This window comes from Fortiea contorta PCC 7126 (assembly GCF_000332295.1).
Taxonomy (GTDB): Bacteria; Cyanobacteriota; Cyanobacteriia; order Cyanobacteriales; family Nostocaceae; genus Fortiea; species Fortiea contorta.
In genome coordinates, this window is the sequence record NZ_KB235930.1 from 709,952 (window position 1) to 732,263 (window position 22,312).

General features: G+C 41.4%; 25 protein-coding genes. 12 read left to right on the forward strand and 13 right to left on the reverse strand.

The window, feature by feature from the left end:
* Positions 1-24 precede the first annotated feature (24 nt).
* A complete protein-coding gene (locus MIC7126_RS0103390; RefSeq protein WP_026100003.1) occupies positions 25-1,308 on the reverse strand; it encodes a glycosyltransferase in 1,284 nt (427 codons plus the stop codon).
* Positions 1,309-1,618: 310 nt separating this feature from the next.
* Between MIC7126_RS0103390 and MIC7126_RS0103395 the strand changes: the two genes are divergently transcribed.
* From MIC7126_RS0103395 to MIC7126_RS0103415, 5 genes are all read left to right on the forward strand, one after another.
* Entirely contained in the window at positions 1,619-2,725 is a 1,107-nt protein-coding gene (locus MIC7126_RS0103395; protein WP_017651713.1) for a class I SAM-dependent methyltransferase, read from the forward strand.
* Positions 2,726-2,804: 79 nt separating this feature from the next.
* Positions 2,805-3,467, forward strand: a complete 663-nt coding sequence (locus MIC7126_RS0103400) for a glycosyltransferase family 2 protein (RefSeq protein WP_026100004.1) — start codon at positions 2,805-2,807, stop codon at positions 3,465-3,467.
* A gap of 9 nt (positions 3,468-3,476) precedes the next feature.
* Entirely contained in the window at positions 3,477-4,814 is a 1,338-nt protein-coding gene (locus MIC7126_RS0103405; protein ID WP_017651715.1) for an ABC transporter substrate-binding protein, read from the forward strand.
* A gap of 499 nt (positions 4,815-5,313) precedes the next feature.
* Positions 5,314-5,634, forward strand: a complete 321-nt coding sequence (locus MIC7126_RS0103410; RefSeq protein ID WP_026100005.1) for a DUF6464 family protein — start codon at positions 5,314-5,316, stop codon at positions 5,632-5,634.
* A 92-nt stretch (positions 5,635-5,726) separates the two neighbouring features.
* On the forward strand, positions 5,727-6,812 hold the full coding sequence (locus MIC7126_RS0103415) for a tetratricopeptide repeat protein (RefSeq protein WP_017651717.1): 1,086 nt from the start codon (positions 5,727-5,729) through the stop codon (positions 6,810-6,812).
* 157 nt (positions 6,813-6,969) lie between these two features.
* On the opposite strand, the gene MIC7126_RS0103420 is transcribed toward MIC7126_RS0103415, so the two are convergent.
* Positions 6,970-7,329 carry a HepT-like ribonuclease domain-containing protein gene (locus MIC7126_RS0103420; protein ID WP_017651718.1) on the reverse strand — a complete coding sequence of 120 codons (360 nt, stop codon included), beginning with the start codon at positions 7,327-7,329 and terminating at the stop codon, positions 6,970-6,972.
* A complete protein-coding gene (locus MIC7126_RS0103425; protein WP_017651719.1) occupies positions 7,319-7,609 on the reverse strand; it encodes a nucleotidyltransferase family protein in 291 nt (96 codons plus the stop codon). Before MIC7126_RS0103425 ends, MIC7126_RS0103420 begins: the two co-directional genes overlap by 11 nt.
* Before the next feature lie 382 nt (positions 7,610-7,991).
* Here MIC7126_RS0103425 and MIC7126_RS0103430 point away from each other — a divergent pair, with 382 nt between their 5' ends.
* A complete protein-coding gene (locus tag MIC7126_RS0103430) occupies positions 7,992-8,681 on the forward strand; it encodes a uracil-DNA glycosylase (protein ID WP_017651720.1) in 690 nt (229 codons plus the stop codon).
* Between the two features lie 75 nt (positions 8,682-8,756).
* Here the strand turns inward: MIC7126_RS0103430 and MIC7126_RS0103435 are convergent, their stop codons facing one another.
* From MIC7126_RS0103435 to tyrS, 3 genes are read right to left on the reverse strand one after another with little or no spacing between them, the layout of a single operon-like run.
* Entirely contained in the window at positions 8,757-9,338 is a 582-nt protein-coding gene (locus tag MIC7126_RS0103435) for a hypothetical protein (protein WP_017651721.1), read from the reverse strand.
* Positions 9,335-10,054 carry an orotidine-5'-phosphate decarboxylase gene (gene pyrF / locus MIC7126_RS0103440; RefSeq protein ID WP_017651722.1) on the reverse strand — a complete coding sequence of 240 codons (720 nt, stop codon included), beginning with the start codon at positions 10,052-10,054 and terminating at the stop codon, positions 9,335-9,337. Before pyrF ends, MIC7126_RS0103435 begins: the two co-directional genes overlap by 4 nt.
* 19 nt (positions 10,055-10,073) lie before the next feature.
* Positions 10,074-11,270, reverse strand: a complete 1,197-nt coding sequence (gene tyrS / locus MIC7126_RS0103445; RefSeq protein ID WP_026100006.1) for a tyrosine--tRNA ligase — start codon at positions 11,268-11,270, stop codon at positions 10,074-10,076.
* Between the two features lie 172 nt (positions 11,271-11,442).
* On the opposite strand from tyrS, the gene MIC7126_RS0103450 reads away from it, so the two are divergent.
* Positions 11,443-13,365 (forward strand): transglycosylase domain-containing protein, encoded by a 1,923-nt coding sequence (locus tag MIC7126_RS0103450; RefSeq protein ID WP_017651724.1) that lies wholly within the window; start codon positions 11,443-11,445, stop codon positions 13,363-13,365.
* A 108-nt stretch (positions 13,366-13,473) separates the two neighbouring features.
* Here MIC7126_RS0103450 and MIC7126_RS0103455 read toward each other — a convergent pair whose 3' ends face one another.
* The gene (locus tag MIC7126_RS0103455) at positions 13,474-13,797 is read right to left on the reverse strand and encodes a DUF1825 family protein (RefSeq protein WP_017651725.1); all 324 of its coding nucleotides are present in this window, start codon (positions 13,795-13,797) and stop codon (positions 13,474-13,476) included.
* A 369-nt stretch (positions 13,798-14,166) separates the two neighbouring features.
* Here MIC7126_RS0103455 and MIC7126_RS0103460 point away from each other — a divergent pair, with 369 nt between their 5' ends.
* Together MIC7126_RS0103460 and MIC7126_RS0103465 are read left to right on the forward strand one after the other, a co-directional pair.
* The gene (locus tag MIC7126_RS0103460; protein WP_026100007.1) at positions 14,167-14,541 is read left to right on the forward strand and encodes an NINE protein; all 375 of its coding nucleotides are present in this window, start codon (positions 14,167-14,169) and stop codon (positions 14,539-14,541) included.
* A 14-nt stretch (positions 14,542-14,555) separates the two neighbouring features.
* Positions 14,556-15,089, forward strand: coding sequence for a ComEA family DNA-binding protein (locus MIC7126_RS0103465; RefSeq protein ID WP_017651727.1), 534 nt, complete (start codon positions 14,556-14,558; stop codon positions 15,087-15,089).
* A gap of 23 nt (positions 15,090-15,112) precedes the next feature.
* Here the strand turns inward: MIC7126_RS0103465 and MIC7126_RS0103470 are convergent, their stop codons facing one another.
* Complete coding sequence (locus MIC7126_RS0103470) at positions 15,113-15,388, reverse strand: BrnA antitoxin family protein (protein WP_017651728.1); 276 nt, start codon at positions 15,386-15,388, stop codon at positions 15,113-15,115.
* Positions 15,351-15,473 carry a BrnT family toxin gene (locus MIC7126_RS32380; protein ID WP_081602995.1) on the reverse strand — a complete coding sequence of 41 codons (123 nt, stop codon included), beginning with the start codon at positions 15,471-15,473 and terminating at the stop codon, positions 15,351-15,353. Before MIC7126_RS32380 ends, MIC7126_RS0103470 begins: the two co-directional genes overlap by 38 nt.
* Positions 15,474-15,787: 314 nt before the next feature.
* Here MIC7126_RS32380 and MIC7126_RS0103475 point away from each other — a divergent pair, with 314 nt between their 5' ends.
* Positions 15,788-16,717: a DDHD family phospholipase gene (locus MIC7126_RS0103475; RefSeq protein ID WP_017651729.1), complete on the forward strand. Its 930-nt coding sequence runs from the start codon at positions 15,788-15,790 to the stop codon at positions 16,715-16,717.
* Positions 16,718-16,949: 232 nt separating this feature from the next.
* Here MIC7126_RS0103475 and rsmG read toward each other — a convergent pair whose 3' ends face one another.
* Entirely contained in the window at positions 16,950-17,687 is a 738-nt protein-coding gene (rsmG, locus tag MIC7126_RS0103480; RefSeq protein WP_026100008.1) for a 16S rRNA (guanine(527)-N(7))-methyltransferase RsmG, read from the reverse strand.
* 635 nt (positions 17,688-18,322) lie between these two features.
* Positions 18,323-18,682 (reverse strand): NAD(P)H-quinone oxidoreductase subunit M, encoded by a 360-nt coding sequence (gene ndhM / locus MIC7126_RS0103485; protein ID WP_017651731.1) that lies wholly within the window; start codon positions 18,680-18,682, stop codon positions 18,323-18,325.
* Between the two features lie 287 nt (positions 18,683-18,969).
* Between ndhM and MIC7126_RS0103490 the strand changes: the two genes are divergently transcribed.
* The gene (locus MIC7126_RS0103490; RefSeq protein ID WP_154655822.1) at positions 18,970-19,293 is read left to right on the forward strand and encodes a hypothetical protein; all 324 of its coding nucleotides are present in this window, start codon (positions 18,970-18,972) and stop codon (positions 19,291-19,293) included.
* Positions 19,294-19,708: 415 nt separating this feature from the next.
* Positions 19,709-19,990 (forward strand): Npun_R1517 family heterocyst differentiation transcriptional regulator, encoded by a 282-nt coding sequence (locus MIC7126_RS0103495; RefSeq protein ID WP_017651733.1) that lies wholly within the window; start codon positions 19,709-19,711, stop codon positions 19,988-19,990.
* A gap of 426 nt (positions 19,991-20,416) precedes the next feature.
* On the opposite strand, the gene MIC7126_RS0103500 is transcribed toward MIC7126_RS0103495, so the two are convergent.
* Together MIC7126_RS0103500 and MIC7126_RS0103505 are read right to left on the reverse strand one after the other, a co-directional pair.
* Positions 20,417-21,112 carry a response regulator transcription factor gene (locus tag MIC7126_RS0103500; protein WP_017651734.1) on the reverse strand — a complete coding sequence of 232 codons (696 nt, stop codon included), beginning with the start codon at positions 21,110-21,112 and terminating at the stop codon, positions 20,417-20,419.
* Between the two features lie 148 nt (positions 21,113-21,260).
* Positions 21,261-22,229 carry a glycosyltransferase family 2 protein gene (locus MIC7126_RS0103505; RefSeq protein WP_017651735.1) on the reverse strand — a complete coding sequence of 323 codons (969 nt, stop codon included), beginning with the start codon at positions 22,227-22,229 and terminating at the stop codon, positions 21,261-21,263.
* Positions 22,230-22,312: the final 83 nt, after the last annotated feature.

Consider the following 22,312-nt stretch of genomic DNA (forward strand, 5'->3'; position numbering starts at 1 on the left):
TTAGTTCAGATAATACCACAGTCTCTAATTCCGATTAATTATTAGCTTATTTGTCGATATTACCTGCTCAATAATATCAACAGCACGACGAACTCCTCCCGCCTGATTAATTGCAGTTTGTAGCCTGAGAGCATTTTGTTTGTACGACGGTTGCATCAGTACTTCTTGAATAGCTCGACGTAACCTACCGGTAGTCAAACGTGAAGTAGTAATAAATTGACCTGCACCAGTCCAAGCAACACGTGCTGCAACTCCTGGTTGGTCGTTGGTAATCGGAATAGCAACTATTGGCACCCCATTGCTTAAGGATTCCATAGTAGTATTTAGTCCTGCATGGGTGATGGTTAGAGTAGCCTTTTGCAGCAATTCTAATTGAGGTGCATAACCAACAACTAAAGGATTTCCCGGGAGGTTAGGCAAGGCTTTAGGTTCGAGTCCACCTCCAAGGGTAATAACTAATTGAGCATTTAACCCCACACAAGCTTCAGCAATACAGTAGAAAATATGATTCAGCCTATTTTGTAATGTCCCCATCGAAGCATAAATTAGGGGCTGCCCACTCAATTTTGCAAAGGGAAAATCAACTGGTTTTCTGCCAGTAGAATCAAAATGAGGGCCAGTAAAGTGGAGTAATTCAAATAAATTAGGTCTTGGGTATTCAAACTCTGCAGGTTGTTGACTAATAATTGCTAATTTTGAGGCAGAATAAAAATCATTAATACTCGTACAAGGTGGCAACTTCCACTCACGACGATATTGCGAAATCACCTTGTAAATAGGTTTGCTAAAACTGTGCATTAGTGCATAGCCAGCACCATTACGTAGCCTCGCCCACCAAGCTAGATGATATTTCCAAGTTGTAAAAGCCGGCGGAATAGAATCATCAAAACTATTAACTAAAGCTGAACAAGCTGTAACAAAGGGAATATTTAGTACCTCTGCTACAGTACTTCCTCCAAAGATACATTCATCAATTATCAGCGCTTCTATCCCCGCATCTTTTATCACTTGTGGTGCATCCCGCAAAAATAAAGCCGTTGTTTTTTCAGATAAGGAAATTGTGTAATGTAATGCTGCTAATCCATCCAGTTTGCCCAGTTGCTCATAAAATTTGGCTGTTGTTCCCACAGGAAACTCCGCAGCAGATATAGCCCGAAACTCCAAACCAGCTGCTTTAGTATTAGGTTCTGCATCAGGCATCCCCAACACTGTGATACGATGACCTCGTGTTTTTAATTCACGTCCTAAGGCGGTCATTGTATTCAAATGCCCAGTTGCAGCAGGGCAGATAGCACCAAAGTGTGTCATATAAGTTACACATAAACCTAGTTTTTAATACCAGTATAAATTTACATTAATTTAGGTATTTACTTCTAAATTTGCCTACTAGTACAAACCTGTAAACTCACGCTCAAAAGATGATAGCCACAGATAATCACATCAGTTGTCGCTATCCAAAGGAACTGCTGGAGTTCGTTTATGAACCGCTAACACGACTGCTTTCCTGATACAAATCTCGGTGCAAAGGCCAGCAGAGGTTTTCACGACTTTTTTTAGCAAAAAATAGTTTATAATACTTAAGCTATCTTACTTAGTAATAAAAATAATTATTAATTATATGCAAAAACAATATGTGACTAATGCATTTTTAAAAATAGAAGATTCCCAATTATATGCAATTTTTGCTTGGAGTCAGCGAACAGCAGAAATTATTCCCAACCAATCATGGTTAACTATATTAGAAATATTTGTTCATGAACATTCTTTAGAAAAGGCTTACCAAATATTTCAAAAAATTAAATCAGCTTTAATTCATGAAAAAGTAATTCATGAAATCAGCAAATATGAACAACTTATCGCAGATGCCATAGTTTTTTTGAGAGACAGCAGCGTCACAATTTTTGCTAAAGGATTTCGCAGTTTTATCGAAAAAGATATGCAATTTGAACTTGGTGCATTAAGTAGTGAGACTTACCAAGTTCTCCGCCAATTATTTGCTCAATATCAAATAGAAGATGACTTAGAAACTATCGAAACTATACAAGATTTCCAAAAAATAGTAGAACGCCTAGAAAATATTGGTTTGTTATCACCTGCTAAAAATACCATCGATTGGGGTGATTTAAAAAAGAAAGTTCCTATTTGTGCAGCATTTGGATTGACAAGAGGAACACCCGTTGATAGATACTATCTCAATAAATTTATTGAGAATATTCAGACTCAAATTACTGGTAAGATTCTAGAAATAGGAGGAACGCCAAAAGATAAAGATTTCTATCAAATAAATCCAGGTAATTCATATCGGATTCTCAATATGGAAGCAGGCCCAGGTGTAGATATAGTCGGTGATGTTCATGATGCATCACTTGTAGAACCCGAATCTTTAGATTCAGTGATTATATTTAATGTTTTAGAACATTGTTACGCACCCTGGATAGCCGTTGAAAATATTCACAAATGGCTCAAACCAGGAGGTAAATGTTTTGCAATGGTACCAAACGCGGTCAGAGTTCATGCTACTCCTGTGGATTACTGGCGACCTTTACCTGATGCTTTTTCTTGGGTATTTAGAAATTATCAAGAGCAAAAGTTGTACGTTTATGGTAATCCCATAACTGTGATTGCTAGTTATCATGGGATTGCAGTAGAAGAACTGACAAAAGAAGAACTAGATGCTTTTCATCCAGATTATCCAGTGGCTACTTGTATTGTGGCTGAAAAATAAAGCTACTTGGTCTGGAGAATGCTTTGTTATTTACTATCAACTAGATTTTTTTGGTTTAAAAAACTGACAATCAACCATTATGAGTCCTATACTTTTTGACATAGTTCCGCAAATATCCATCATCTTGTGTACCTACAATCGAGAGAAGTATTTAACCAACTGTATTAATAGTGTTATTAGTCAAACTTTTCCGGATTGGGAATTAATCATAGTTGATGATGGTAGTGACGACAATACTTTCCAAATTGTCGATAGTTACATTAAAAATTCTCATAACATTCGTTATCTTAAACATAAGAATAAAAAGCAATGTTACGCTAAAAATGCTGGTATTCAAGCATGTTTTGGCAAATACATTACATTTATTGATAGTGATGATACTTACAAACCGCATCATCTAGAATCGCGCCTAGAGTATATGCAAGCCAATCCCGAAATCGACTTGATTGAAGGTGGATTTTTCATTGAAGAAGAGATTTGGCTAGCAGACTATTTCAATCCAGGTAAATCTATTAATCTGCGAGAATGTGTTTTAGGCCCAACGTTTTTTGGAAAACGAAACGTATTTTTTGAATTGCAAGGATTTAAGCACTTCATCTATGGAGAAGATGCAGACATGTGGGAAAGAGCAGAGAAAATTTTCCGAACTCAAAAACTCACCGAACCACAGACTTATATTTATACCAGAGCAGAAACTAGCGTCACCAAAAATTTTTCAGAGAAAATTCTCTCATCCGATTAAGTATCTGCCATGCTAATTACCTTTTTACAACTACAAATCAGAGATTTTTATCGTCAGTTATTCGTTTCTCTAAAACGAGTTTTACTGCTGTTATTTTTATTGGGTTTTTCCTTAGTTATGTTATCTGCTTGTCAGGGAATAACACAAAAAAATAGTGGAGTAATTCATCTAGCATTGTGGCAATCAATTAATCCCCCCGTCAATCGAGATGTATTTGAAAAACTGGTAAACAAATTTAATCAGACTCATCAAGATATCAAGGTAGAATCTATCTTTTTGGCTCGACCGGAATTACCGAAAATTTTAACATCGGTTGTGAGTAATGCACCTCCAGATATCCTAGTATTTTACCCGCAAATTACAGGTCAGTTGGTACAACTAGGAGCAATTGCATCTTTAGAAGATTGGCTAGAAAAATTACCAATCAAGTCGGAAGTTATTCCTAATACACTTGATGAGTTAAAATTAGGCGATCGCTTGTGGTCAGTTCCGCTTTACACTAGCAATCTGGGCATTTTTTACCGTCCAAAGCTTTTTCAAGCAGCAGGAATTACCGAAATGCCCAAAACATGGGCAGAATTACGCCAAATTGCCAAAAAATTGACTATAGACCGCAATGGCGACCATCACCCAGAACAATCAGGAATTTTATTACCCTTAGGAAAGGGAGAATGGACAGTCTTTAGTTGGTTCCCCTTTTTATTAAGTGCTGGGGGAGAGATACTCACAAATAACCGACCAAATTTAACAAACCCCGGTGCTATTACTGCATTAAAATTTTGGCAAGACCTGATAAAAGATGGTTCTGCAACCCTTTCTCCTCCAGAACGGGGTTATGAAGAAGATGCTTTTATTACTGGTCGTGTGGCGATGCAAATTACCGGGCCGTGGACATATATCACTAAATCTAACGTTGATTATGGAGTGTTTCCCATACCTGCAAATGTGAATCACGCTACAGCTACAGGTGGTGGAAATCTTTACATCATGAAAACCAAACCAGAAAGAGAAAAAGCCGCGCTCAAGTTTTTAGAATATATCATCAGTGAAGAATTCCAAACACAATGGAGTACAGGAACAGGTTTTTTACCCATTAATAAAAAAGCGGCTGAAAGTGAACCTTACCAAAAATACCTCAAACAAAAACCCTGGTTAAAAGTCTTTATGGATCAAATACCTGTATCCTATCCTCGACCTACTATTGCTGGATATAGTCGTCTTTCTGATAGTCTTGGTAGAGCAATTGAGTCGGCATTGTTGGGTAAATCTTCAGCTGAAAATGCCCTCAAATCAGCCCAAGAGCGTATAGAACTGATTTGGAATGATTCACTTAAGGGTGAAGGATGAAGGATCAAGGATGAAGTATGAAGTATGAAGTATGAAGGATGAAGTGTGTAGACGCCTGTAAGGCGGCTTGCCGCAGGCTAGGATGAAGTGTGAAGTATGAAGTATGAAGGATGAAGTATGAAGGGTGAAATTTATAGCGGTAGCCATATAGGTTAGGACATGAACTAAAGATAAAACGCTTAAACAAAGCGACTCTCAACCCTGTTCCCTATTCCCTGTTCCCTGTTCCCTGTTCCCTGTTCCCTTTTTATTTTTCGTCAACAAATCTTAAAATTATCAAGATTCAATACGGTTCACCCGTTAAGCTGTAGCAGTTATGCTGATTTAAGTAGTGGGTGGTAATTTTTCATCAAATTTGCCAGATGCTACGCACCGTTGCAGTCCCCACGGGAAAGCTAGCGGCGTTAAGGCGAAATAGCCCTTATATTCGCACTCGCCAAAATCATGACAGTGCTATGTCAGGGACGATCAATCAGCGCAGAAAAGAGGTAAAAAGAAAGTGTTAAGGACTCTTTTGGTAATTGCCGTTGGTTTTTTACCGTCCTTGTTTTCTTTGTGGGTAATCCGTAAAACCCATTTGCGGACACGATCGCGCATGAGACAAGCAGCCATGAACTTGTCAGGAGTGCGCGTAAGGCAAAGCAGCAGACAGATAGAGAGCGATCGCTATTATCTAGAAGGAGTAGGCTACCTCATTGGTGATATTAGTTGCAAATTTAATGCTCGTTCCGGCTACATCCGGTGTGCAGTTAATCCCGACGGCCCATGTCAAGATTGCCGCTATTATGAACCAAGGGAATTAGCTAGTGGTGACAATTAGGTTACAAAAGCTTGAGTTCTTGATATTTTGCAAGATACACCTCTGGTTTTGGGAACACTAAATTCATCACCAAACTCAACAGGAATTGGTCGATGTCTACAGGCGGATGGAATCCTCAATTAAAAAATACAGTTTCTTTACAACCCCCAGCAGTACACCATAAAGTAGCCAAGCGCCAAACAATTAGCTACGAATTGGATGCTAGTTCATCAGCAGATACCCTGATCCTCCAGGAAAGTAGCAATGAGCAACTATTAGTAGCATCGCAACTACTACAAAGAGGAATTCAACAGCAACAAGCAGGGGAATTAACAGCAGCTATCAAGATATTAGAACAATCTTTAGTTTTATTTGAAATAGTCGGCGAACAACAAAAACAGAAACAAGTGCTTTCTTTATTAGCACTAGTAGCCTACAGTTCCGGAAACTATAAAAATACTATTTCCTATTGCCAAAAGTGTTTATCTTTAATTGCAGATACTGCTGATGTTTCAGTGCAAATTCAGGTACTTTCTCATTTAGGTAATGCTTACCGTCACCTTAATAATTATGATCAAGCCATTCGAGTTCTCCAAGAGTGTTTACAGATAACTCAACAGCAGCAAGATCAACGTAGTCAAGTCGCAGCATTGAACAACCTGGGATTAGTGCATAAAGCTTTGGGAAACTTTGCGCGAGCAATTGAGTATCAAGAGCAAAGTTTAGAAATTGTGCAGGCGCTCCAAGATAATTGGGGACAAGAACAGGTGCTGAAGAATTTAGGCAATGCTTGGTACGCTTTGGACAATTACCACCAAGCGATCGCTTATTATGAACAGTGTGTCAAAATCGCTCGTTCCCTAAAAAATTTCCGCAATGCTTCTCTAGTGCTCAAAAATTTAGGTAACGCAAGCTATGCTTTAGGCGATTATTCTCAAGCTATTTTATATTACGAACAACGTTTAAAATTAACCCAAGAACTTCAAGACAAGCGCGGTGAAGAACAATCCCTCAGCAGTTTAGGAGTAGCTTGTGAAGCTTTGGGTGACTATAACACAGCAATTATATATTATGAACAACGCTTACTCTTAGCCAGAACTCTCAAAGACCGTCGCAGCCAAGAACAAGCTCTAGCTAGCCTGAGAATTGCTTGCTACGCTTTGGGTGATTACGCTAAAGCTATGCAATATCAACAGTAAAAGGAACCGCTTTCTGAATCAGCGATCGCGTCTACTCATCTTTTAATTTACGCACTCTGCTGCTCATTGTGATGAAAAGAAGAAATTAAAAAAGAAATTGTCCAAGAAAGAAAACAGGATGTCGCTTAATTGATGACCTACACAGGAGCGCAAAAACCTAGTTTAGTCTGTTACTATCTTCTTGGCTTTTTAATAACTGGCTTACCTTTATTAAAAGAGGATGTATTTTATTTTGGACGACATCCCAAATGATTTCATTCTCAATTTTAAAATAAGTATGAGCTAAGATATCCCTTAAGCCAGCTATTTTGCGCCATTCAATTTCAGGATGGCGCTCGCGGACATCAACAGGAACATTTTTGACAGCTTCTCCAATAACTTGTAGATTGCGAATCACCGCATCAAAGGTGCGATCGTCTGCTATGAATTGCTCAAATTCCATACTATCGGTGTAACGCAACACTTTTTCACACGCCACTGCAATATCGGCTAAATAAAGCCGAAGATCACGCGACATGAATCGCCCCTTGTTCTACTGATGCGAGGATTTGAGGCTTGAGTGATTTCTTCGTAACTAGATCTACTTTTATTCCCAGTTGATCCTCTAGATAAAATTTCACATCCATATAGCGGTCGAAAGTGACTGGAGGTTCAAACTCAACCAAAATATCAACATCACTAGCAGGTGTTGCTTCATCTCGCGCTACAGAACCAAATAATGCTAAAGATCGCACACCCAACTGTTTTAATACAGTCTGATGTTGCTTTAGAGTTGCCAGGATTTGGTGACGCTGCATAAGTCTCATCTCCATTTGGGTCAAGATGCTGTCATTTTGCCATGATTTTCTTTTTTAAGAATGGCTGGGATTACCAGGAGTTCAAAATCCCAAAGTGTTTTTATGATGAGCGATCACATACACTCTTAGCCAATTTCAGCACATCCAAAAGAGCGATCGCTCCTTCACTTAATGAATCTTCTGGTAACAAAAAACAATCACACAATAGTTGCAGCTCAAAGATTCCCTTTTTGCACTAGTTTCCTGTGCCGTCTTTATCTAAGATTTAGGTAGGTATAGCAGTAGTCAGGCACGTTAAGACATAAACTGAGAGTAAAATCCTGACACCAAGAGACTTTCAAGCCTGTAGCCTGCTATAGCATTGATACCAACATCTATTACTATGAGCAGCGAAACCCAACTCAGCCTCTTTGACGACTCAACCCTGAACCAACAGGATTTAATTCCCACAGATGCAAAAATTCCCATCCATCCCGGAACCTATTCTCAGATGGCTCAGTTGGCGCAGCATTGCAATCAATGCCATCGTTGTGGATTGGGAGACAATCGAACTCATGCTGTGGTCGGTCGTGGTCATCTCCAAGCATCAATTATGGTTGTGGGTGAGGCACCAGGACAAAATGAAGACGAAACAGGTTTACCATTTGTAGGTAGATCAGGTCAGTTGCTAGAAAAGATTTTAGCCTCTGTGAATCTCAGTACTGAGAATGATGTATACATCGCCAATATCAACAAATGCCGTCCGCCAGATAACCGTGTCCCCACTACCGAAGAAATTGCGGCTTGCTTACCTTATTTATTAGAACAAATTCGCCTAGTAGACCCGAAAATAATTCTGTTAACAGGTGCGACTGCAGTCAAAGGTTTAACTGGTGATAAGCGCGGGATTACCAAAATTCGGGGACAATGGCTGGAATGGCAAGGGCGTTTATGTATGCCTATTTTCCATCCATCTTATTTGTTGCGTAACCCTTCCAAGGAAGCGGGTAGCCCTAAATGGTTGATGTGGCAAGATATCCAAGCAGTACGTGCTAAATTTGATGAAATTCGCCAACTTAGCGCACAGCAATAGATATTCTTCCCATAAACAGGTGATGTAGAGACGCAAAATTTTACGTCTCTACAAATGTTTTACGTGTAACTGAAATTACACACCCACGCTTCGGGCTTGACAATCCCGTAACCAAGTATTAACTCCTTGGGCGATCGCACTTTTACTTGTATCCCGTGGTGGTGATTGTAGTTGTTTTGCTGAATCCAAGCCAGTTTGCGAAAACATCATCACCAGTCGCCAGCCACTTTTAGTTTTAGTTAACAATAGCCAGTGGAATTGTTGCAACTCTACCGCTTTTTCACCTACATACTGTCGCTCTAAGGTAGTAAAAAACACCTGCTCAACTCCCTGAGTTGAATAATTGCTGTTGTTACTCTCAGAGTTCAGCGGTAGAGGTGTAAACTCAGGTCTACCCGCCACTAGCATATAACTGTAAAACTCACTACTACGACTAAGACGACGCGCGCGTTGCGTAGCGCGGTTAACATAACTAGGTAAATCTGACAATAATTTAGTGGTTAAGATTTCTAAATTTTGTTGAGAACAAAAAGAATTTGCTCCTCTCGACTCTGGTAAAGAAGAATCTTGAGAAAATGCCGAGTTATTGAACACCAGCCAGAAACCGAAAGCTATTAGCCACGAGCCATAATTTCTGTTTGTGACTTTTACCTTCATACCGCCGTGGTGATCTCCTCAAAAATTCGCTTCCAGGCTAACTCAGGTTTGGCCGCTGCGGTAATCGGTCGCCCAATTACTAGATAATCTGCACCAGCTTTGATTGCTTGGGCTGGGGTGAGCGATCGCTTTTGGTCTGCTTGTTGTGCCCAAGTTGGACGTACCCCCGGACAAACTAACACAAAATCATCCCCGCAAGTTTCCCGCAACTGAGTTGCTTCTTGAGGTGAACATACCGCCCCATCTAAACCCGCTTCTTTGGCTAAAAGTGCCATTTCCAAGGTGTATTCTGGCAATTCTAGGGGTATTTTCAAATCAAACGCTAACTGTCGGCTAGAAATGCTGGTTAACAGAGAAATCGCGATTAATTGTGGTGGTTTCACACCAGCTTGCGCCGCTCCTGTTTGTGCGGCCTCCTTTGCTGCTTTTAAAGCCTCAATACCAGATGTCGCGTGAATTGTCAATAAATCTACCCCATAACCAGCCGCCACCCGACAAGCGCCAGCAACGGTATTAGGAATATCGTGGAACTTTAAATCCAGGAAAATACGTTTATTCTGAGATTTGAGCACATGGAGAATTTGAGGGCCAGTGCTAGTGAACAACTCCAAACCAACCTTCCAAAAACTCACTTGTGGGAGTTGATTTACAAGAGCGATCGCACCTTCTAAAGAAGGCACATCCAAAGCCACAATAATTCTTTGTTCCACTTTCATTCCTCATTCCCCATGCCCATTAAACCACCAAGCGGACAAACTTATTTTTACCCACTTGTAGCACGCGCCCGTGTAATTCACTAGGCTCGTGGAAAGTAGTATCCACGTCCGAAATGCGATCGCCATCCAGACGCACCCCACCTTCTTGGATTTTCCGCTTACCTTCGCCGCTACTTTTACACAAGCCGCTAACATTGAGAAGATAGGCTAACTTCACCGGAAACTGTGACACCCCAGCCAAGGAAAACTCTGGAACAGCACCTTCCTGACCACCGCTTTTAGCCGCTTCCTTGGCTTCATTCGCAGCTAATTCGCCGTGATACTGTCTGACAACTTCCCAGGCTAAAAGCATCTGGCGATCGCGGGGATTTTCTGGCAATTTATCTAAAGGTAAATCTGTCAGCAATTCAAAATACTGCGCCAGCAATTGATCTGCAGTCCCTTGCAACTTTTGATATTTATCCGATGGATGTGCCGACAAGCCAACATAATTACCTAGAGACTTGGACATTTTTTGTACACCATCAGTGCCAATCAAAATCGGCAGCAACAGACCAAATTGCGGCTGTTGACCAAAATGGCGTTGTAAATCTCGCCCCACAGCAATGTTAAATTTCTGGTCAGTCCCCCCCAATTCCACATCAGCTGCAACTGCAACCGAATCATAACCCTGCATCAACGGATAAAGGAACTCATGGAGGAAAATTGGATTCTCTTGCTTATAGCGTTCTGCGAATCCTTCTTTGGCTAACATTTGCCCTACCGTCATTGTGGAGAGTAATTCTAAAATTTTCCCTAAATTTAGCCCTGAAAGCCATTCGGAGTTATGGCGCACCTCTAATCTTCCAGGTGTGTCAAAATCCAAAATAGGACGCACTTGGTCAAGATAAGTCTGAGCGTTTTGCGCCACATTTGCTTGCGTCAGTTGGCGTCGCACCTCCGATTTACCAGTCGGATCACCAATGCGAGCCGTAAAATCACCGATAATCAACACCGCCGTATGACCAGCATCTTGAAAAGCTCGCAGTTTTCGTACCGGTATGCTATGACCTAAATGAATATCAGCACCTGTAGGGTCGATACCTAACTTGACCCGCAAAGGTCGGTGAGTATTCGCCAAACGCTTTTCTAGACTTTCAGTTTCGTTATCAGCATCGGTCGGTTGGGGGAAAATTTCGACAGTCCCACGACGCAACCAAGCAAAATCTTGCACCATACTAGGAAATTCGCTATTGATTAAACTCTGGACTTTAGAAGTTGGGTTGGTTTTATCCACTGGCAATCTGCCTGATTTTTTATCTGCCAGACTACTATAATTGCAAAAAATCAACCGCCTTGTTTCACCGAATGAATTACATTTATATTTACCAGTGAGGAAGTGAAGAGCCGTGTCGTCCAAGACTTTTGACGAAAAGCAGCCACAAACTAAGGCTTCATCAGGTTTTGAGTTTTTGAAAGGAGTAGGTCAGGTAGCTGGCGGAACGCTCCTATCAATCACGATGCTGGCAAGTTCAATTGTAGCGGGAGGATTGGTAGGTTTAGCTATTAGTTTCCGTAATTTACCGGATGTCAGACAATTACGTAACTTCTTTCCCTCAGAAACGACTTATATTTATGACATTAAAGGCAAACTATTAACGAGTATTCACGGAGAAGCCAACCGGGAAGTTATTCCCCTAGATAAAATTTCTCCCAATCTGAAACGGGCGGTGTTGGCTAGTGAAGATGGTCACTTTTACAATCACCATGGTATTAACCCGACTGGGGTTGGGCGAGCGGTAGTTGTCAACTTCATCGCAGGTGGAGTCAAGGAAGGTGGTTCCACCATCACCATGCAGTTGGTAAAAAACCTGTTTCTCTCCCAAAAACGCGCCTTTACACGGAAAATAGCTGAAGGGGTTTTAGCAATTCGTCTAGAACAAATTCTCAGCAAAAACCAAATTTTAGAAATGTACCTCAATCAAGTTTATTGGGGTCATAACAACTACGGTGTACAAACAGCCGCACGCACTTACTTTAATAAATCAGCGGAATACTTAACCTTAGGTGAGTCAGCCATGATGGCTGGTTTAATCCAAGCACCGGAAGAATTCAGCCCGTTCGTCAGCATGAAGCTAGCAAAACAGAAACAAAAAGAAGTGCTAGGACGAATGATGGATTTGAACTGGATTTCTCAGCAAGAATATGATGACGCCCTTAAGCAAGAAATCAAGCTAGGTAAAATCAGGTCATTTCAAGGTAGTGCTTTACCTTATGTCACTAATACAGTAGCCCAAGAGTTGGCGAAAAAATTTGGGCGAGAAGCATTGCTCAAAGGCGGAATGCGGGTACAAACTACAGTTGATGCCGATTTTCAAAGAATGGCAGAGCAAACTGTGAGCGAATGGCATGAGAAACTACAAGGTAGCGGCTTATCCAAGAATCAAATGGCTTTAGTCGCAATTGATCCTCGCACACATTTTGTCAAAGCTTTGGTGGGTGGTGTAGATGCTAAAACCAGTGAATTCAACCGCGCGACCCAAGCCCAACGCCAGCCCGGATCTTCTTTTAAGCCGTTTGTTTACTATACAGGTTTTGCTACTGGTAAGTTTGCTCCAGATACTACAGTAGTAGATGCTCCAGTTAGCTATCGAGATGGTGACGGTTGGTATTATCCCAGGAACTATGATGGTGGTTTCAGCGGGGCTATGTCAATTCGCACTGCCCTCGCCCAATCTCGTAATATCCCCGTCATCAAAGTTGGTAAGGCTGTCGGGATGAATAAGGTGATTGAAACCTGTCGCACCTTAGGGATTATGAGTCCGATGGAGCCTGTATCGTCTTTACCTCTGGGCGCGATTGGTGTCACGCCTTTAGAAATGGCTAGTGCTTATGCTACCTTCGCCAATTACGGCTGGCAATCCCCACCTACAGTCATTGCCCGGATTACTGACAGTAGCGGTAATGTTTTATTAGACAACACACCAAAACCCCAGCTAGTTTTAGATCCTTGGGCATCAGCAGCAGTTATTGACGTGATGCGTTCGGTAATTACTGATGGTACTGGTAAAAATGCGGCTATTGGTCGTCCCGCTGCAGGGAAGACAGGAACGACATCTTCAGAAAAAGATATCTGGTTTGTGGGGACAGTGCCACAGTTGACCACCGCCGTTTGGGTCGGTAGAGACGACAATAGACAATTAGCCCGCGGTGCAACAGGAGGGGTGATGGTGGCTCCTATTTGGCGCGATTTTATGCAAAAAGCTCTTAAGGATGTACCGGCGGAAAACTTCAAGTCACCTTCGCAGTTTACTCGACCTAAGGCGAATTAGCGGGGTTAGGGGTTGAGGGCGAGAAAATCAGATCCAAAGTCGGTTACACATAAAATTTTTGCATCTGTTATTTTCAGACCCCTATTCCTGAACTCACAGCCCCTGCTCCTAGGCTTGTTTTTCTAACTCAGTTTTCATTCTTTGTAGGGTAAGATTCATTTGGTCAAACATTTGTTGCGGCGTAATGCCAAACTGATTTAGCTGAGTTTTCATTTGCTCCATCGTCATTTGTGCCATGAAATCCTCGGAAAGCTCAAAGCGCTTCATGAAGATGCGATAGCGATCCATCATGGCTTCCATTTGTTCGATAAACAGCTTTTTACCTTCGCGGTCAAATTTACCGTAGCTGTTACCAAGCTTGATTAATGCTTGATAATCGTCAAACAGCTGTTTCGCTTCTTGCTGAACTATCTCAGAGTCAAAGAATCCCATTTTTCTTAAAATTCAACTGAGGGCTAACACTCAGTAGCTTATAATTTTGCTTGTATTTTTATTCTAGTTTAGGGTGTTAATGTGGGGAATGAGCTTCGGTTGCAGTACGGTTTTTTGCCCAAATTTCAACACTTGACTCCGAGGCGATGCTCATGGGGGATGGAGAATGGACAAGAGAAATATTTCTTGATGTTTTAGAGACGCAATGAATCGCGTTTGGGAAAAAATGATGGCTGGTGGCCGAAATCAATAAAATGGGTTTAGATGTTGATTTGTCAGCAGGATAGCATCAACGCTCTCATTTATGCCAATGCTTTGCTACGATCGCTCTTTAATTGTCAGAACTTTGGTAGTGGTAAATTTGGGAATATGTTAACTAAGCGAAAAAGCCGCAGCGTCGCCGCTATTTTAGCTTTTTCTGGCACGCTGACCATTTCCGGATTACATAAATTTTATCTGGGACAGCCGTTATGGGGGTTGTTGTATGTGCTCCTTTCTTGGACTCCTATTCCTAAGGTAGCTAGCGCCATTGAGGGGGTTTGGTATTTAGCTTTAGATGAGGAAGCTTTTGATCGCAATTTTAATTTGGGTAAGTCGCCCGTCAAGCATTCACCCCAGGTGGGTCATCAAGTCAGCGCCATGGCTGACGCCATGCGTGAGTTAGATGCACTCCGCCAAGATGGATTAATTTCTGAGTATGAATTTGAGCAAAAACGCCGCCAGCTGCTAGACCAAATTTCTTGATTTAACGGAAACTGATGAACAACTGGCTACCTCTCAACCTCAAGTTGCAAAAACTCCGGACTCGGCTGCTGAATGACCCATACTATCGGCTACAGTCTGGAGAAGAAATTCAAATGGCGGTAAAACTGGGTATCAAGATTGACGCTAACCAAGCAACTGTAGATGATTGGTTGCGTTTACCTGGTTTATCAATTCACCAAGCGCGATCGCTTGTGGAACTCTCCAGCTCTGGTGTTAAATTTTACTGTCTTGAAGATATTGCTGCAGCTTTGGCGATACCTTTGCAGCGGCTAGAACCATTACAGCCGCTGCTAAGTTTTATTTTTTATGATGAAGAATCTTTAATTAATCCTACCCAGATAGTTAATCCTAACACCGCTTCCGTGGCAAGACTGGCACAGATACCATTTATTGATCCGTCCCTCGCCCAAGCGGTAGTGCAGAATCGTGTATCATTTGGCCCTTATCGTAACTTGGTTGATTTCCAGCAGCGGTTGTCATTATCTGGAGATGCGATCGCCCAATTAATGTATTATCTGCGGTTTTGAAATCTCAAGATGCTCAAAACTCACTATCGATGAGCCTCCATATATGCTCGTAACAAAGTATTGATCTGAGTTTGATAACCCCGTCCTTGTGATTTGAACCACTCCAATACATCAGTATCAATGCGTAACGTCACCTGTACTTTGTTTTTTGCAGCAGGTAAGCCCCGTCTGACAGTTGCTTTGGCAAACAGTTCTGGTGTAATTTCCGGACAATCTGATAAATCAATGTCTTCATCACTCATAGCATCTAGCCGTTGCCAATCAGTCTGAGAGTTGGTCAAAATAGGTTCGTTGCTCATATTTAGTCGCCTTTCTTACAGAAATAATCCTGATCAACTGATCACGATCTGTGTAGACAACAGCAACAACTCGTCCTTGTAACAAACCAAGTGTGACGAAACGCTGTTCTCGATCTCCATCACCGAATTACAGCCACTCTGGGAGTATTGTAACTACAATTTATAGGTACAGCTACTTAGCTAAGATGGCGATCGCCCAATCAATGTATTATCTGCGGTTTTAAGTCAGGATTCTTTTCACTAAAAAATATAAAAATTTACAACTTCTCCACCAAGATGTTGGACGCTTTCGGCTATGGCAAGAGATAATTTGGAACTAAAGTATTTTTGAGCTACAACTTGAAATCATCGTTTCACAAATTGAATTGTTAATATAGCGTCATTTGGAGAAAGACTGCAATGCCGACCGATTACGTACTATTTGTTCACGGAGTGAAAACTCCTAACCGAGGAGACTTTCAGAAATTAGCTAGTACTTTATTCAATCGTATTCAGAATTCTATTAATGATAAGTCCAGAGTGGTCAAACCAATTTACTCTTTTTGGGGTGACTTGAATTGGGACGCCCAAAAGGAACTGAAAAAAGGTTTTGAAACTTCATCAAAATGGAAGGATTATTGGTTTAGAGATTTCCGCACAGGACAGATTCTTGAGTTTGTGGGAGACGCAGCTCTTTATCTGAGTCGTCATGTGGGGACGCAGGTAGTGGAAAGATTAAAGAGTGATGCAGTCAGCGTACTCAGAGGTAGCAATACAAGCGATCGCCTACATATTATTACTCACAGTTGGGGTACTGTGATTTTATTTGATATTCTCTTTGCTCGTCGTTGGGAAGATCCTCTCTTGGATGTAGAAGTGCGAAAAACAGTCAATGAATTGCGTACGGTGCTATTTGGTTTACATCCCAGTCCCGCAAATGGAATTCCCCTAGCCAGTATTCACACCATGGGTTCACCGCTGGCGCTTTTCAGTCTCCTCAACATCAGTGGTAATGTCAATGGAGCCAGCACCCATGACCTGACACCGCAATTGATTACCATGTTAGAAAACTTATATAACTTGCGGAAAAAACCGCTTCTTTGGCGTAACTTTGCTCATCCAGGCGATCCCATTGCTTATCCTTTAGAAGGAGTGCTGCCCATGATTTTAGATGGTAGCGATCGCTTTTTGGAAACTCAAGATGTCATAACGGATAGCGGGAACATCTTGAACCGTCCCTTCTCTCAACAATTAGTTCCTCTACTTTGGGGTGGCGAAGCACACGGTAGCTACTGGGATAATCCCGTAGTCGGGAAGACCATTAGTGAAGTGATTCGCTCAACAATTTAGTGTATAAATTTGCTAGTCATGGAACTAATAACCGCAGCACATATTTGGCGATAAACCTTGCTATGCAATATCTCCATCATCTGCTAGCCGTCGCGGTCTTGGGGAGAATTGGTATTAATTTTTGCCAAATTGCATAATCTTGTCTTGATTGACTGATAACTACAGAGATAAACGATCTCCTAGAGTTGACACCCCCTGTATCCCCGGATCACTAGGGGGTTTTTCTGTCCAATTAAAGAGGGTTGTGAGCAGGTACACCAACAGCGCGGGGAAAATCAGCAGGTGTATTCACTACTTTACGCAGATATAAGCAGTGACGAATGCTTTGACTCAAAGGCGTTGTAAATTCATCAATCGATTCAATCACACCACCCAACTGACGAGCAGCACTTTGCAGAGTGGTGGTTTCTTCTTGTGTCCAGTTACCACGATAAATGATTGCTAAACCATTTGATTTGAGCAAAGGTAGAGCATATTCAGCACAAGCTGAAGCAGTGCCCACTGCACGGATGAGAGCGATATCATAGCTTTGGCGATGGGGGCGTTGTTGACCGACTTCTTCAGCTCTGCCAACAAGAGTTTGACTGTTGCTCAAAGCGAGTTTAGTCACAATTTGGTCAATAAACGCAATTTTTTTGCGCGTAGCATCCATCAGCCTCATTGTACAATTGGGCAGAGCGATCGCCACAGGAATTCCCGGAAAACCCGCCCCTGTACCAATATCAATCACAGACGCACCCGGTTCTAGAGAAGAGATAAATTTTCCCTGTAGCGCAATTCCCCGCAGCGAATCCCACAGATGTTTTTCCCAAAACTCTTGTGGCTCAGTGATGCGGGTCAAATTTAGTAGACGGTTTCCCTCTAAAATTAATTCATAAAGCCTTTGAAACTGCACCTGCTGTACCTGAGTTGGTTGCCAGTTAAGAGTTTGCTGCCATATTTCTGGCATTTGCGGCAGTAAATTTGTCATCTTATCCCCAGTCCTAAATTGCCGGATTAAATCATCTCCAGCAGACATGTCCATATCAATATTGACAGTACTCGGATGCAGCAAATAACTATTAAAGTTGCCAATTTATTTAATAACTGAGTTGATGAGTCAAAGGTTGGTAGTGGGGCATGGTAAAAATTCGTTTACAATATTTCCATTTTTACTTAGTAAAGCGTACTTTATCACACAAAGTACAGTTTGCATATCAACAAACCGTAAAAAATATCATTAACACAAAGTTAAGAGTAAATTCCCTCAATCCAAGTGCTTGACTTTCTTCTAATGACCATGTGATACTCCCAAATATATTTAATACTGTATCTCAATCAAATTACTGTAGATACGTATTAAATTAAGTTTATATGTATTTAAAGCTCAGTCAACACTTACGCAACTGATACGTAAGTAATACCAATTCAAAACACAACGCGACAGATAGTTGTAGAGACGTTGCTTTTGCATCGTCTGTGCAAAAAATTTGCCTCATTCATTGAATTGGTATCAGGTGCGTCAAATGACCACAATTTCTTGATCGTTACTAATTTTTCAAATCGCACTCACCCGACAAAACAAGTTGAGTGCGAAAGTTTGACATGCAGCTTTACTTCTTGGCTCTACTTAGTTTCGCCAACCGCCACTTGAGGAAGTCCCATGCTGTAGTTAGTGACGCGGCTGGAAAGATTATAGCTAATCTCGCCTTTTTGCAGGAGCGATCGCAAATAATGTTCCAAGTCTGACCCTACACGACGTAAGTTATAATCTGTTAGCTCCAAGCCGCTAGATGCTTCTACCAATTCATCAAACTTGCGATAGATTTTTTGCAGTGCATCTTCACTCCAGTTGAATTCATTGTCTGGATCAATATCCAGTGTTAAGACTTGGTTACTAGGAGCTAGTTCGCCATCTCGGTCAATTTCTGCGGCAAAAATGCGAATATGTCGGGTTGTAGACTTGAGCAGCGTCGGGTTGTCCATAAAAGAAGGCTGTAAGGTTTGGGTTGATTGCGCTGAAATTATTGTAAACGCTATGCTTGGGCTGAGAGGCCGCAAATGATCGCTAATTATGCTTGTGATAGTAATTTAAGTATAAATGCTGCTTGCTGCCATGAGAGCCTGTGAGCATTTCCCGTGAAAGAAATTTTTCTCTGTGACAATGATTGAGGGAAGCCGAGTGTGGCGTTAAGTAAGTACGCACATTTATTTATGAATGTCAATATGTGTTGATGTTACAAATCGAGGAAAAATTAGGGTAACAGATCCAGTTGTCATCAGCGCGATCAACGATTACATTAGACCTTAGCTTGAAAATAAAGGCTAAAATGCCGGAGCTTAGATCTGACGTTGCGTTTGCGTGGCACAAGCTTGACGCTGGTCTTGTTCATGGTATTTCTGGCAAAAGGAAAAACAAGATCATTTCCCTAGCCCCTGCTCATCCAGAGAAGCTAGGTTCAGCTTTTTTACCCACAAACCCATCCTCGCCTGACTTTGAAAAAAATTATATTTTTGTTGAGTGCAAAAATTCAGCCTTTAATAACTTTGCTGATGAACACGTCCTGATTTTTCCGATGCAAAAAACGTACATCTAGTAAATTTGCGTAATTATGCTATAACTACGGCTAGCTTTCATTAAGAGCAATAATTCCCGAATTCTCACTTACGTAAAATTACTAAATTTTCAGTAAAAACTCGAACTTTTATTGACGCCAAGATAAAGCTGATGTAAAAACCTTTAAAAAGCTCGAACAACTTCTTACAGAAACTTTATTGTATGGAATCTTAAAAACTGAATAATAGTTATGGCTTACCTAAAGTACCTCACAGTCTAGACAGTGAAAGTTTAACTAGAAAAAACTCCCAGGATAGTGAAATGGAATACAAATGTGATGAATAAAGAAAAACTCTTAATTCAAACACTTTGGATTCAAAAACAATATAAAGAATTTTTGCTGGAGATATAACTCTCAAACTCGTGACCACTAAGTAAAGGAATCCTCGAATCGTATGAACTCCAAAGCCTTACCACGCCAAATAAATAATATCGAAGTAGGTGTTTATGAATGTGAATTACATCTCAAATTCCGGTTGGTTGAAGAAAAGAGTCTATTGAGCGATCGCGAGCAACTATTACAGGTATTATTAGATGCTCTTGCTGAAGGTTCTGATGACTTTCTCGAAACGCTACAGGCGTCGGTGAAAGCCCAGGAAGTTTCTGAGTTCAAAGCCTCACCACAAATGCGACGCCAATTGATGCGATTGCGTAATTTTGCTGAAAATAATCAATAATTATTTGTATAAATTAAGTAGTAGCAAATTGTGAACACGGCATCATATGGTGAATTTATTTTTAGTTTATCCATTTGCCTATTTGCTCTAAAATTGAGTCGGCTTGTGTAACCTCAACTTCAGGCTAGGAGCTTAAGTTAATCTCCCAACAGCCTCAAAAAGCGTCTACAGTAGCCCTCACCCTTTGCACTACGGTTATACTTGGGTGCCTACTAGATACAGTTATGCCTTACTACCAGGGCTGGTTACGGTTTTCAAAGATTTGTGTTTCAGGGAAATATCTCTAACCAGGGTTTGACTTTAATCGTCAAAGTTATTTATTACTAAGCAAAAATTATTACATGGGTAGAAAATAGGGAATGCGAAATCAAGAGAGATATTTTTTCCTCACTTTCTACCCGACAGCACACCACAAACAAAGTCTATTTATTTTGCTAGTCCGTGTTCTAAAGCAAAACGCACCAACTCTGTACGGCTATTGGTACCAGTTTTACTAAACAAACGGCTAACGTATTTTTCCACATTGCGGACGCTAGTTTCTAAGCGACGAGCGATTTCTTTATTCATCAACCCTTCTGCTACCAAGTTCAAAACACTTTGTTCTCTGGGAGTCAGGTCAATTTTAAAAGGGACTGGTGATTGAGAAATCGCATTTTTTTGTGTGAGCAAAGCTTTAATTTGAGCAATCTGATGGGCGAGTTCAGCAATATCAGGAGTTTCACCCTCTTCGCCTGTGGTTTGAGGTTTGGCCGTGCGCCGAGTAAGCAAGTTTTCCACGATCGCAATTAATTCATCTGGGTCAAAGGGCTTTGGTAAATAGGCGTCCACACCAGCTTGATAACCTTGGATGCGATCGCCTGTCATCCCCTTTGCTGTTAAAAATACGACTGGTAGAGCTTGAAACCGGGGATCTTCTCGAAGTTGCTTGAGGAATTGATAGCCGTCTACCTGAGGCATCATAATATCAGAAATTACGAGATCCGGTGTATTTTGTTGCATCAAATCCCAACCCTCACGGGCGTTACTGGCGACTTGAACGCTGAAACCGCTTTCTTGTAAATAGTCTTTGACGGCTTCTCGTAATCCCGGTTCATCATCTACCAGTAACAGTTGTGCTGACATGGAAAAGTTCCTTGAGTCTACTTACTTCCAATTTAGCGAAAGTTGGTAGGGATTAAACATTGTTTGTCATTTGTTATTGCGTTTCTCGTTTGATGATGGTACATTTCGTTGAGGTTAGGGGCTAGCTATGTATGGGGTATCTCATTCCCTATAACCATTCAATCATTTTTGCAGATTCGGGTAACTTGGCGTCGCTTTGCCCTAGATAACGCGCTCTGGCGGTAAATAAAGCGATGGGAGTATTTAATAAATCTACAAGGGTGGCTTGACCAGCGATCGCCTGAAGACTTTTTTGGGGTACTTCTTTGACTAACCAACGTGCCAAGCGATAATAATATTCCTGGGGTGTGAGCTTTGGCATTAAATCCACGCCATATAATTCATGTAAATAGAGATTTGAGCGCCCATAGCGTCGCCATTGACTTTCTAGATCCTGAAATGTCCCACGATGGCGGTGTTTTATGATGGCGTTTGGGGCAAATTCCCACCGACCGATTTTAGCATCTAGAATTCGCCAACAGATGTCTGCATCACCACCAGTAGTCAGATAAGGGCGAAATAAACCCACTTTTTCCCAAGCGCTGCGACGGATTGCCAAGTTTGCGGTTTGACCGTAGGCACAAAAGGGATGAGATAAAGTATGCTTTTGTGATAGCGTTTCTTGCTTCTGGGCGTGTTTTTCTAAAAAACTTTTACCCGGCAGTCCTGTAATTTCACCTACGACAATTACCACTTCTGGGTTGATTAAAGGCTGGACTAATGATTCTAGCCATTGTGGCTGGGGACGACAATCAGCGTCAGTAAAAACCGTCACTTCACCTACGGCGGCGCGGATACCTGTATTCCGGGCGGCGTAGGAACTTTGAATTTTATTTTCGCTGAGGTGATAAATTTTGTGCGGATAAAGTTGAGCAGCTTGTTGTAAGATTGTGGCGGTGCGATCGCTACTATTATTATCCACCAATAGATATTCTACCCGGTTTTGAGGGTAAGTTTGGGACAATAAACAAGAGATTAAATCTGGTAAATCTGCTTCGCCGTTATAGATAGGAACAACCACCGATACCATCGGCCAAAAGCTGTGATTGGGGGTTGTATCAGCTAACTGATGATTCATAAAATGGGGATTTTGGATGGAGAATTAATAGTTAGTGTTCCCAATCCAAAATCTGAATCCAAAATTTGAAAATTCTCTCCAGC

What these genes read in the sequence shown, in the direction of transcription:
- MIC7126_RS0103390 (WP_026100003.1), bottom strand. Translation starts at nt 1,308, where the DNA reads ATGACACACTTTGGTGCTATCTGCCCTGCTGCAACTGGGCATTTGAAT.
- MIC7126_RS0103395 (WP_017651713.1), top strand. Translation starts at nt 1,619, where the DNA reads ATGCAAAAACAATATGTGACTAATGCATTTTTAAAAATAGAAGATTCC.
- MIC7126_RS0103400 (WP_026100004.1), top strand. Translation starts at nt 2,805, where the DNA reads ATGAGTCCTATACTTTTTGACATAGTTCCGCAAATATCCATCATCTTG.
- MIC7126_RS0103405 (WP_017651715.1), top strand. Translation starts at nt 3,477, where the DNA reads ATGCTAATTACCTTTTTACAACTACAAATCAGAGATTTTTATCGTCAG.
- MIC7126_RS0103415 (WP_017651717.1), top strand. Translation starts at nt 5,727, where the DNA reads ATGTCTACAGGCGGATGGAATCCTCAATTAAAAAATACAGTTTCTTTA.
- MIC7126_RS0103420 (WP_017651718.1), bottom strand. Translation starts at nt 7,329, where the DNA reads ATGTCGCGTGATCTTCGGCTTTATTTAGCCGATATTGCAGTGGCGTGT.
- MIC7126_RS0103425 (WP_017651719.1), bottom strand. Translation starts at nt 7,609, where the DNA reads ATGCAGCGTCACCAAATCCTGGCAACTCTAAAGCAACATCAGACTGTA.
- MIC7126_RS0103430 (WP_017651720.1), top strand. Translation starts at nt 7,992, where the DNA reads ATGAGCAGCGAAACCCAACTCAGCCTCTTTGACGACTCAACCCTGAAC.
- MIC7126_RS0103435 (WP_017651721.1), bottom strand. Translation starts at nt 9,338, where the DNA reads ATGAAGGTAAAAGTCACAAACAGAAATTATGGCTCGTGGCTAATAGCT.
- pyrF (WP_017651722.1), bottom strand. Translation starts at nt 10,054, where the DNA reads ATGAAAGTGGAACAAAGAATTATTGTGGCTTTGGATGTGCCTTCTTTA.
- tyrS (WP_026100006.1), bottom strand. Translation starts at nt 11,270, where the DNA reads ATGGTGCAAGATTTTGCTTGGTTGCGTCGTGGGACTGTCGAAATTTTC.
- MIC7126_RS0103455 (WP_017651725.1), bottom strand. Translation starts at nt 13,797, where the DNA reads ATGGGATTCTTTGACTCTGAGATAGTTCAGCAAGAAGCGAAACAGCTG.
- MIC7126_RS0103460 (WP_026100007.1), top strand. Translation starts at nt 14,167, where the DNA reads ATGTTAACTAAGCGAAAAAGCCGCAGCGTCGCCGCTATTTTAGCTTTT.
- MIC7126_RS0103465 (WP_017651727.1), top strand. Translation starts at nt 14,556, where the DNA reads ATGAACAACTGGCTACCTCTCAACCTCAAGTTGCAAAAACTCCGGACT.
- MIC7126_RS0103470 (WP_017651728.1), bottom strand. Translation starts at nt 15,388, where the DNA reads ATGAGCAACGAACCTATTTTGACCAACTCTCAGACTGATTGGCAACGG.
- MIC7126_RS0103475 (WP_017651729.1), top strand. Translation starts at nt 15,788, where the DNA reads ATGCCGACCGATTACGTACTATTTGTTCACGGAGTGAAAACTCCTAAC.
- rsmG (WP_026100008.1), bottom strand. Translation starts at nt 17,687, where the DNA reads ATGACAAATTTACTGCCGCAAATGCCAGAAATATGGCAGCAAACTCTT.
- ndhM (WP_017651731.1), bottom strand. Translation starts at nt 18,682, where the DNA reads ATGGACAACCCGACGCTGCTCAAGTCTACAACCCGACATATTCGCATT.
- MIC7126_RS0103495 (WP_017651733.1), top strand. Translation starts at nt 19,709, where the DNA reads ATGAACTCCAAAGCCTTACCACGCCAAATAAATAATATCGAAGTAGGT.
- MIC7126_RS0103500 (WP_017651734.1), bottom strand. Translation starts at nt 21,112, where the DNA reads ATGTCAGCACAACTGTTACTGGTAGATGATGAACCGGGATTACGAGAA.
- MIC7126_RS0103505 (WP_017651735.1), bottom strand. Translation starts at nt 22,229, where the DNA reads ATGAATCATCAGTTAGCTGATACAACCCCCAATCACAGCTTTTGGCCG.